The 8,249-nt window shown below is 71.4% G+C and carries 11 protein-coding genes; 9 read left to right on the forward strand and 2 right to left on the reverse strand.

Annotation, left to right across the window (positions count from 1 at the left end; translation table 11 throughout):
- Window positions 1-192: 192 nt before the first annotated feature.
- Window positions 193-372: a hypothetical protein gene (locus tag ACFWIA_RS34685; RefSeq protein WP_385488488.1), complete on the reverse strand. Its 180-nt coding sequence runs from the start codon at window positions 370-372 to the stop codon at window positions 193-195.
- Between the two features lie 416 nt (window positions 373-788).
- Between ACFWIA_RS34685 and ACFWIA_RS34690 the strand changes: the two genes are divergently transcribed.
- From ACFWIA_RS34690 to ACFWIA_RS34705, 4 genes are all read left to right on the forward strand, one after another.
- Window positions 789-1,442 carry a response regulator transcription factor gene (locus tag ACFWIA_RS34690; protein WP_385488486.1) on the forward strand — a complete coding sequence of 218 codons (654 nt, stop codon included), beginning with the start codon at window positions 789-791 and terminating at the stop codon, window positions 1,440-1,442.
- Window positions 1,443-1,447: 5 nt separating this feature from the next.
- Complete coding sequence (locus tag ACFWIA_RS34695) at window positions 1,448-2,692, forward strand: sensor histidine kinase (RefSeq protein WP_387011256.1); 1,245 nt, start codon at window positions 1,448-1,450, stop codon at window positions 2,690-2,692.
- A gap of 396 nt (window positions 2,693-3,088) precedes the next feature.
- Window positions 3,089-3,385: a DUF4193 domain-containing protein gene (locus ACFWIA_RS34700; RefSeq protein WP_351243711.1), complete on the forward strand. Its 297-nt coding sequence runs from the start codon at window positions 3,089-3,091 to the stop codon at window positions 3,383-3,385.
- Between the two features lie 13 nt (window positions 3,386-3,398).
- Window positions 3,399-4,406 carry a hypothetical protein gene (locus tag ACFWIA_RS34705; protein WP_387011257.1) on the forward strand — a complete coding sequence of 336 codons (1,008 nt, stop codon included), beginning with the start codon at window positions 3,399-3,401 and terminating at the stop codon, window positions 4,404-4,406.
- Window positions 4,407-4,527: 121 nt separating this feature from the next.
- Here the strand turns inward: ACFWIA_RS34705 and ACFWIA_RS34710 are convergent, their stop codons facing one another.
- A complete protein-coding gene (locus tag ACFWIA_RS34710) occupies window positions 4,528-4,986 on the reverse strand; it encodes a DUF3093 domain-containing protein (protein WP_387011258.1) in 459 nt (152 codons plus the stop codon).
- A gap of 90 nt (window positions 4,987-5,076) precedes the next feature.
- Here ACFWIA_RS34710 and ACFWIA_RS34715 point away from each other — a divergent pair, with 90 nt between their 5' ends.
- From ACFWIA_RS34715 to ACFWIA_RS34735, 5 genes are all read left to right on the forward strand, one after another.
- Complete coding sequence (locus ACFWIA_RS34715) at window positions 5,077-5,661, forward strand: PaaI family thioesterase (RefSeq protein ID WP_387011260.1); 585 nt, start codon at window positions 5,077-5,079, stop codon at window positions 5,659-5,661.
- An 80-nt stretch (window positions 5,662-5,741) separates the two neighbouring features.
- Window positions 5,742-6,245 (forward strand): dUTP diphosphatase, encoded by a 504-nt coding sequence (gene dut / locus ACFWIA_RS34720; protein WP_385488701.1) that lies wholly within the window; start codon window positions 5,742-5,744, stop codon window positions 6,243-6,245.
- Window position 6,246: 1 nt separating this feature from the next.
- A complete protein-coding gene (locus ACFWIA_RS34725; RefSeq protein ID WP_387011261.1) occupies window positions 6,247-7,020 on the forward strand; it encodes a DUF3710 domain-containing protein in 774 nt (257 codons plus the stop codon).
- A 235-nt stretch (window positions 7,021-7,255) separates the two neighbouring features.
- Window positions 7,256-7,927, forward strand: a complete 672-nt coding sequence (locus tag ACFWIA_RS34730; protein ID WP_387011262.1) for an ABC transporter ATP-binding protein — start codon at window positions 7,256-7,258, stop codon at window positions 7,925-7,927.
- Window positions 7,928-8,154: 227 nt separating this feature from the next.
- Window positions 8,155-8,249 (forward strand): hypothetical protein (locus ACFWIA_RS34735; protein WP_387011263.1); only part of this gene is annotated, 95 nt, incomplete at its 3' end.

An 8,249-nucleotide genomic window follows, 5' to 3' on the forward strand; every position in this document is an offset into this window, starting at 1 on the left:
CCACAGGGCCCTGCCGGCCTCCCGGGCCACGACGACGGGCCCGGCACGCGTGCCGGGCCCGTCGAAGGGTGCCTCAGGGTGTCTCAGGGGTGATTCCGTACGGCGGGAACCCGCCGTCGAGCGGTACGGGGAGCCGAACGGCACCGGGGGAAGGGCTCCCACGAAGGGCTCCCGGGCTCCCGCGAAGGCGGCTCAGACGCGTGCGGAGCCCTGTTCGACGGCGACGCCGTGTTCGGCGGCCAGCCGGCGGAGGTCGTCCAGCTCGGACTGTTCCACCTCGACAAGGAAGTCGTCGCCCGTTTCGCGGGCACGGGTCAGGTCGGACTCGGTCGTCCTGATGCGCTGCAGAAGTCCTGCGGTGAATGCGTCCATGGGTGCGCCCCCTCGTCCTGGGTCGTGGGTCGGCGGCACGGGGATGTGCCCTGGGGAGGGGCGATCACGTCGAACACGGCTCTAGGGGAGTTCGAACACGGCTCTGCGGAAGCCGGTCGGGACGTGCCACTGCACGATGTGATCGCGGGTGTGTGGTCGTCCTCCCCCCGCACCCGCGCGGGGAAACCTCCACGGGCCGAGAATCGCGAGATTCGCGGGAAGGCGCCGCCCTTCCGGGCCGTCCTCCCGATCACCCTCCCGGGCACCCCCGCGCTCCCTCCCGCGTTACCCCCACGGCCCCTCCCGCCTTACCGCCGGTTTATGACCGAAAGAGGCAGGATGGAGCCCTCACCCCACGATTCGTGTCGCCCGGCCGCGCCCTCTGGCGCCCGGGCGCCAGAGGAAGGACTAACGACGTGCGCGTACTCGTCGTCGAGGACGAGCAGCTGCTCGCCGATGCCGTGGCCACCGGACTGCGCCGGGAGGCCATGGCGGTCGACGTGGTGTACGACGGCGCCGCCGCCCTGGAGCGCATCGGGGTGAACGACTACGACGTCATCGTGCTCGACCGTGACCTGCCGCTCGTCCACGGGGACGACGTCTGTCGCAAGGTCGTCGAGCTGGGCATGCCGACCCGGGTGCTGATGCTCACCGCCTCCGGTGACGTCAGCGACCGCGTCGAGGGCCTGGAGATCGGCGCCGACGACTACCTGCCCAAGCCGTTCGCGTTCAGCGAGCTGATCGCCCGGGTCCGGGCACTCGGCCGGCGCACCAGCGTGCCGCTGCCGCCCGTGCTGGAACGCGCCGGGATCAAGCTCGACCCCAACCGTCGCGAGGTGTTCCGCGACGGACGCGAGGTGCAGTTGGCACCCAAGGAGTTCGCGGTCCTGGAGGTGCTGCTGCGCAGCGAGGGGGCCGTCGTCTCGGCCGAACAGCTCCTGGAGAAGGCCTGGGACGAGAACACCGACCCGTTCACCAACGTGGTCCGCGTCACCGTGATGACCCTGCGCCGCAAGCTCGGTGAGCCCGCGGTGATCATCACGGTGCCCGGCTCCGGTTACCGGATCTGATCCACGTGGCCGCGATCCCGCCCCCGCCCGGGGCGCCCCCGAAGCCCACCTGGGCGCCCCGGCGCCCCGACGTGCCCTTCCCCTGGTTGCGGCCGACGATCCGGATAAGGCTCACCCTGCTGTACGGCGGCATGTTCCTGATCGCGGGCATCCTGCTGCTGTCGATCATCTACCTGCTGGCCGCGCAGGCCGTCCACGTGGGCAACGCCCTGCCGTTCACGCTGCTCGAAGGCAAGGTGGACAACATCAGCGCCACCTGTCCGGAGCTGAAGAACACGTGGAAGAGCCCGGAGGAGTTCAAGAGCGCCCTGGACGTCTGCATGAACCGGCAGCGCCAGCACGCCCTGGACGACCTGCTGAGCCGGTCCCTGATGGCCCTGCTGGGCCTCAGCGTCATCGCCTTCGCCTTCGGGTACGCCATGGCCGGACGGGTCCTGTCGCCGCTCGGCCGCATCACCCGCACGGCCCGCCAGGTCGCCGGCTCCGACCTCAGCCGACGGATCGAGCTGGACGGCCCGGACGACGAGCTGAAGGAGCTGGCGGACACCTTCGACGACATGCTTGAGCGCCTGGAACGGGCCTTCACCGCCCAGCAGCGGTTCGTCGGCAACGCCTCGCACGAGCTGCGCACCCCGCTCGCCATCAACCGCACCCTGCTGGAGGTCCACCTCTCCGACCCCGGGGCCCCACCGGAGCTGCACCAACTGGGCAAGACCCTGTTGGCCACCAACGAGCGCAGCGAACAGCTGGTGGAGGGCTTGCTGCTGCTCGCCCGCAGTGACAACCAGATAGTGGAGCGCAAACCGGTCGACCTCGCGGAGGTCGCCTCCCGGGCCGTCGAGCAGGTGCACGCCGAGGCGGAGCAGCGGGGCGTGGAGCTGCGCGGGACGTGCCAGCCGGTGGTGGTCCAGGGCAACGGCGTCCTCCTGGAGCGGATCGCGCTGAACCTGGTGCAGAACGCCGTCCGCTACAACGTCCCCGAGGACGGCTGGGTGGAGGTCGTCACCGGGGAGCAGCACGGGCAGGCGGTGCTCGTGGTGTCGAACACGGGGCCGGTGGTGCCCGCCTACGAGATCGACAACCTCTTCGAGCCCTTCCGCCGGTTGCGGACCGAGCGGACGGGGAGCGACAAGGGCGTGGGTCTCGGCCTCTCGATCGCGCGATCGGTGGCGCGGGCGCACGGGGGCCGTATCATCGCGGAGCCTCGGGAGGGTGGAGGGCTCGTGATGCGCGTCACGCTCCCGATCTGACACACTGCCCCCCGACACGCAGGAGATGTTCGCTTTAAGCGGAATTTTCGGGACCCGTTCCGAAGAAATCCGTGTGTGATCGATCACAAGAGCGAAACTCCATCTTTCTACTCTGCGTGATCAAGCAGGTCGCCAGGAGGCCGGGAAAGTCCGGGTTTTCGGGGGTCCTGATCACGGGAAGTACACGGGGTGGCACCCGTGAGCAGCAGCATTCGGACCGGATAGGGTCCCGATCGCCATCCACTCGGATCACCCCTGGGAGGTCCGGTTGGGTGTCGATTGAGTAACAGACCTTGATGTGAGGCAAAATCTCCGCCTCAGGTCGGGCACAAGTCCGGCCTCTCACGCGTTACGAGCGCTGGAGACACCCGCAGACACCCAGAGGGGGAGAGCGATATGGCAACGGACTACGACACCCCACGCAAGACCGATGACGATCTCAACGAGGACAGCATTGAGGAACTGAAGTCCCGACGGAACGACAAGTCGGCGTCCACGGTCGACGTGGACGAGTTCGAGGCGGCCGAGGGATTGGAACTTCCCGGAGCCGACCTGTCGAACGAGGAGCTGGCCGTTCGGGTCATGCCCAAGCAGGCGGACGAGTTCACGTGCATGAGCTGTTTCCTCGTCCACCACCGCAGTCAGCTGGCCAGGGAGAAGAACGGCCAGCCGATCTGCCGCGACTGCGACTGAGGCGGGGTCGGCCGTGACTGGCTCGACCCCACCCCGGAAGCGCCGGTCCCCGAAGTTCCTGAAGTTCTCGCATCGGGGAGCGGACCCAGGACCGACAGAGCGGTCCACGAACACGCGTGACGACGAGCGGGGCCACCCGGCCTCGCTCGAAGCGCGGGACGGCTCTGACGGCGCCACCCGGCACACGGAGGTCATACGCGTGAACAGCACACCGCAGAACGACGCGGCGGCCTGGACCGACGCCCTGGTGGCCGCTGGCACGGTCCCCGGGGACAGCCCCGTCGCGGGGCGTCAGGGGCCCGCCAGGGGCCGCGTGGCGGCCGTGCGGGAAGGTGTGCGCGAGGGCGTCCGCAAGAGCGGCAGCCGGGCCAGGGCGGGCCTGGCGCTCCTCGCCGACCGGATCATCGAGAACGCGCCCCGCGTACCCGTGCGCGACCTGGAGACCCTGCGTCGACAGTTCCCCGGCCTCCCGCCGGAGAAGCTCGCGGACAAACTCGTCTTCGGCGCCGCGAACGCCACCTCGACCGTGGGCGCCGGGGTCGGGGCCGCGGCGATGCTCCCGGTGGCGCCCGCGATGCCCGCGGAGCTGGCCGCCGAGATCACCGGCGTCGCAGCGATCGAGCTGAAGCTGATCGCCGAGCTGTACGAGGTCTACGGACAGCGTCCGCCCGGCGGCGTCAAGGAGCGCACCACCGTCTACCTGACCACCTGGTCACAGGAGCGGGGCATCGACGTGACCAAGCCGTCGACGGTCAACGCCGCGCTCGGCGTGCACATGAAACGGGAACTGCGCCAGCAGATCATGAAACGGATGGTGCGCAACCTCCCGAACCTGATGCCGTTCATGGTCGGCGCGGCCGTCGGAGCCGTGATGAACCGACGGGACACCCACAAGCTGGCCCGCCGCATCCGGGACGACCTGCGCAAGAGACAGGTCGCCTGGGAGGAGCTGCCCGCGCCGGCCACCGGTGCGCCGGACGAGCTGGGCCCCACCCCCACCCGCCCCGCGCTCGGACACTGAGGCGACCGGCACCGACGACCCGGAACCCGCGCGGCGACCACCGTGCGGGGAACCGACCGCACGCACCGGGACTGCCCACGCACCGGGACGGCCGGGGGACGAGAGTCGGCCCGTACGGGGGTCAGGCGGTGCGGGCCGACGTCAGCGCATCGGCCAGGGCCTGTGGGGTCCGCGTGGACACGTACACGTAGGGCGTCGGGTCCTCGGGATCGGTGACCGGCACGCGCAGCGCGGTCGGGATGTACCCCCGCAGCACCATGTACGCGCGCGGGTCCGCCTTGTGGGTCCGCCAGGCGCGGGCCTCCTCCGCGTCCAGTACCTGCGGGTCGCCCAGCGCCGACAGCGGGATGCGGGCGTCGCCCGCGACCAGGGAGTCGCCCACCACCCGGATGCGCGCCGAGCCGTACGCACTCGTCACCACGGCCACCAGCGCCGTCCCGCCGGCCAGGCCGCCGAGCATCGCCAGCACGCCGAACGGCAACAGGATCAACGCGAACGAGATCCCCGCCAACAGGGCGACGAGCCACCACGTACGGGGCGCGGTGAGACGTTCTTCGTAGGGCGCTGCCGAAAGGTCCATAACACTTAGCTTGGCACGGTCGGCGGGCGTGTCGGGAGCGGGGGCCCGGGCGTCCGGGAGCGGCCGGGAGGGCGGGTAAGGTCTGCGCCTGTGAGTGGTACTTCTACGGTCCTGACACCCCCCGCGGACGCCATAGCGCCGGTACGGCACCCCGATGCCCCCGCGCCCGGCGAACCGCTCGGCTCCCACTACGCCCACTGCTTCGGCTGCGGCGAGGAGCAACCCCACGGACTGCACCTCGCTGCCCGGGCGCAGGACGGGGTGCGGGTCACGGCCGAGTTCACGGTGCGCCCCGTCCACCAGGGCGCGCCCGGACTCGCTCACGGCGGCGTCCTCGCCACCGCCCTCGACGAGACGCTCGGTTCCCTGAACTGGCTGCTGCGCGTCATCGCCGTCACCGGCCGGCTGGAGACCGACTACCTGTTGCCGGTGCCCGTGGACACCGTGCTGCACCTCGACGCGGAGGTCGTCGCGGTCGCCGGGCGGAAGATCTACTCCCGGGTGTCGGGACGCATCGGCGGCCCCGAGGGCCCCGAGGCGGTACGGGCCCGCGCCCTCTTCATCGAGGTCAAGGTCGACCACTTCATCGACAACGGTCGTCCGGAGGAGATCCAGGCCGCCATGAGCGATCCGGACGCCCGCCGCCGCACCCGGGCCTTCGAGGTGAACCCGTGACGCACCAGCACGCCGCGGTCCCCGCGGTCCCCGCGGTCCCCGCGGTCCCCGCGGCCCCGCAGGCCCGACCTGAACTGCCCGTGCTGCTGCGGCGACTCGACCCCGAGGTGCCGCTGCCCGCGTACGCGCTGCCCGGCGACGCCGGTGCCGATCTGCGGACCACCGAGGCCCGTGTCCTCGCCCCCGGCGAACGGGCCGTCCTGCCGACGGGGGTCGCGGTGGCGCTGCCCGAGGGCTACGCGGCCTTCGTGCACCCGCGTTCCGGGCTCGCGGCCCGTCTCGGTGTTGCTTTGGTGAATGCCCCGGGGACGGTTGATGCCGGGTACCGTGGGGAGATCAAGGTGATCGTGGTGAATCTCGATCCGCGCGAGAGCGTGCGGTTCGAGCGCTTCGACCGGATTGCCCAACTGGTGGTCCAGCAGGTCGAGAGGGTCCGCTTCCACGAGGTCGCGGAACTCCCCGGTTCGGCGCGGGCCGAAGGGGGCTTCGGGTCCACCGGCGGTCACGCCTCGGTGGGCGTCCCGGGTGGGCTCGCGGGCGGGAACCAATACGGATCGGTCGGAACCGACCGGGAAGGACGATGACGTGTTCGGACGTCGCAAGAAGATGAGCTCCCCCGAGGACGCGGCAGACGCGCCGGCGGCGGACGCGGCGGGCGAGGCCGAGCAGGTCGACGACGCGGACGCGGCGGACGAGGCGGAGCGCGTACGGCTGGAGCCCGAGCCGCGGCCCGACGGCCCCTGGGACAGCACCGAGGTCGGCGACCCCAGCGAGGGTCGGGTCGACCTCGGCGGACTGTTCGTCCCCGGTGTCGAGGGCATGGAGCTGCGGGTCGAGGTGGCCGGCGACGCGATCGTGGCCGCGACCGTCGTGCTCAAGGACAGCGCCATCCAGCTCCAGGGCTTCGCGGCCCCGAAGCGGGAGGGCATCTGGGGCGAGGTCCGCGAGGAGATCGCCTCCGGCATCACCCAGCAGGGCGGTGTCATCGACGAGGTCGAGGGCCCCCTCGGCTGGGAGCTGCGGGCCCAGGTCCCCGTGCAACTCCCGGACGGCACCGGCGGGTTCCAGGTCGTGCGGTTCGTCGGCATCGACGGCCCGCGCTGGTTCCTGCGCGGGGTCATCTCCGGTCAGGGCGCGGTGCAGCCGCAGGCCGCCGGACTGTTGGAGCAGATCTTCCGGGACACCGTGGTGGTGCGGGGCGACGGCCCGATGGCGCCCCGCGACCCGATCGTCCTCCAGCTCCCCAACAACGCGCAGATGGTGCCCGAAGGGGTGCAGCAGGAGGACCAGGCCGGTTCCCGCTTCTCCGGCGGAATGGGCCAGCTGGCCCGCGGCCCGGAGATCACCGAGATCCGCTGAGCCCTCGTACCCGCTCCGGTGCCGTGACGTGCGGGTCGCGCGCCGGAGCCGAACGGTGCCCGTGCCCCGTGTCCGCCCCCGCCCGGGGCGGCCACGGGGCACGGCCCGTTGCCCCCGGTGGCACGGCGTGACCATACTGTCGGGCGAGTCGCACGAGCGTACGGGAGTGGGTATGGCACGGGGGGCAGCCGGGCCGGCTGAGGCCGAGGTCAGGGAGGGTGTCGACGAGCGCCCCATGGTGCGGGTGCAGAACCTGCGGCGGTCCTACGGCACCGGAGCGGCGGCCGTCCACGCGCTCAAGGGCGTGTCCTTCAGCGTGCCGCGCGGCGAACTGGTCGCCCTCAAGGGACGCTCCGGCTCCGGCAAGACGACCCTGCTCAACCTGGTCGGCGGTCTCGACGCACCCGACGAGGGCTCCGTCCACGTCGACGGCCACGACCTCGCCGCGCTCGGCGAGGAGGGCCTGCTGGAGCTGCGGCGGGACCGGATCGGCTTCGTCTTCCAGTCCTTCGGGCTGATCCCGATCCTCAGCGCCGCCGAGAACGTGGGCGTACCGCTCAGACTGCGCAAGGCCGCCCCCGGGGAGCGCGACGAACGGGTCGCCCTGTTGCTGTCCCTGGTCGGCCTCGCCGACCACGCCCTCCAGCGACCGGGGGAGCTGTCCGGCGGACAGCGGCAGCGGGTCGCCATCGCCCGGGCGCTCGCCAACCAGCCCTCCCTGATCATCGCCGACGAGCCCACCGGCCAACTGGACGCCGAGACCGGGCACGCCGTGATGGAACTGCTGCGCGCGGTCGTCCGCAGCGAGGGCGTGACCGCGCTGGTGGCCACTCACGACACGGCCCTGCTCGACCTCGCGGACCGGGTCCTCGAACTCAGCGACGGGGAGATCGTCGAGAGCGTGTGAGCGCCGTCCGGGGGCAGTGCCCCGGACCGTCCACGACCCGTCTCCCGCCCGGCGCGCCCCGCCTCACCTGCACCTCCGTACCTGCGTGACGCAGGTGACTCCCGGTATCAGGGTTGCGTCAAGGAGGAGCGACAGTCGATCACGCGTCCGATTTGTCGGACTTCTGGGTTGTACCGTCGGAGCGCGGCCGACACGGTGCGCGGGCGCGAGTGGAAGACAATGGGGCCATGGGACGCGGGAAGCTACGGATCTACCTCGGTGCGGCGCCGGGTGTGGGGAAGACGTATGCGATGTTGTCGGAGGCGCATCGGCGGGTGGAGCG

Source organism: Streptomyces sp. NPDC127068, from assembly GCF_042724695.1.
Classification (GTDB): Bacteria; Actinomycetota; Actinomycetes; order Streptomycetales; family Streptomycetaceae; genus Streptomyces.

What these genes read in the sequence shown, in the direction of transcription:
- ACFWIA_RS34685 (WP_385488488.1), bottom strand. Translation starts at nt 372, where the DNA reads ATGGACGCATTCACCGCAGGACTTCTGCAGCGCATCAGGACGACCGAG.
- ACFWIA_RS34700 (WP_351243711.1), top strand. Translation starts at nt 3,089, where the DNA reads ATGGCAACGGACTACGACACCCCACGCAAGACCGATGACGATCTCAAC.
- ACFWIA_RS34710 (WP_387011258.1), bottom strand. Translation starts at nt 4,986, where the DNA reads ATGGACCTTTCGGCAGCGCCCTACGAAGAACGTCTCACCGCGCCCCGT.
- ACFWIA_RS34730 (WP_387011262.1), top strand. Translation starts at nt 7,256, where the DNA reads ATGGTGCGGGTGCAGAACCTGCGGCGGTCCTACGGCACCGGAGCGGCG.